Raw genomic sequence first — 871 nt, forward strand, 5'->3', positions numbered from 1 at the left:
GTGATTTTCAGCGCGTAGGCCACCAAAGAACCGGCACCCGAACCACGACCAGGACCGACTGGAATCGCGTTGTCTTTCGACCACTGGATGAACTCCATTACGATCAAGAAGTAGCCTGGGAACCCCATTTGGTTGATTACGTCGAGTTCGATTTGTAAACGCTCGTCGTATTCTGGACGGCGCTTTTTGCGCTCTTCTTCATTAGGGAATAGGAACTCTAGACGCTCTTCCAAACCTTCTCGCGACTTCATGACCAAGAATTCAGTTTCTTCCATCCCTTCTGTTGGGAAGGCTGGCAAGAAGTATTCACCCAAACGAACGGTCACGTTACAACGCTTGGCGATCTCGACACTGTTTTCTAGCGCTTCTGGAATATCAGCAAACAGCTCACACATTTCCTCTTCAGTGCGAAGGTACTGCTGCGGGCTGTAATTTTTTGTGCAGACCTTTTCGATGCGCATGAGATTCGTGGGTCTTCTAGTGTGTAACCATCATGAATCGCAACACGAATCTCATGCGCATCGAAAAGGTCTGCACTTAGGAAAACCACTTCGTTTGTCGCGACCACGGGCAAGTCATGTTGCTCAGCGAGATCGATGGCAAAGTGCAAGTACGTCTCTTCATCCGGACGGCCTGTACGAATCAATTCTAGATAGAAACGGTCCGGGAAATGCTGTTTGTAAAACTCTACACAGCTTTCAACCAGTTTACGGTTACCTTTAAGCAGCGCTTTGCCGATATCGCCATTTTTAGCACCAGATAGAACGATTAAGCCTTCTGACATCTCGGCCAGCCACGCCCTATCAATCACAGGTTGGTGCTGAACGTGGCCACGTAAGTACGCTTTGGAAATCAGTAACGTGAGGTTCTT

1 pseudogene is annotated in these 871 nt (G+C 48.6%); it reads right to left on the reverse strand.

Annotation, left to right across the window (positions count from 1 at the left end):
• A pseudogene (locus R7044_RS24655) lies at positions 1-871 on the reverse strand (PHP domain-containing protein); the annotation flags it as partial.

The sequence above is a fragment of the Vibrio sp. 1402 genome (genome assembly GCF_033340275.1).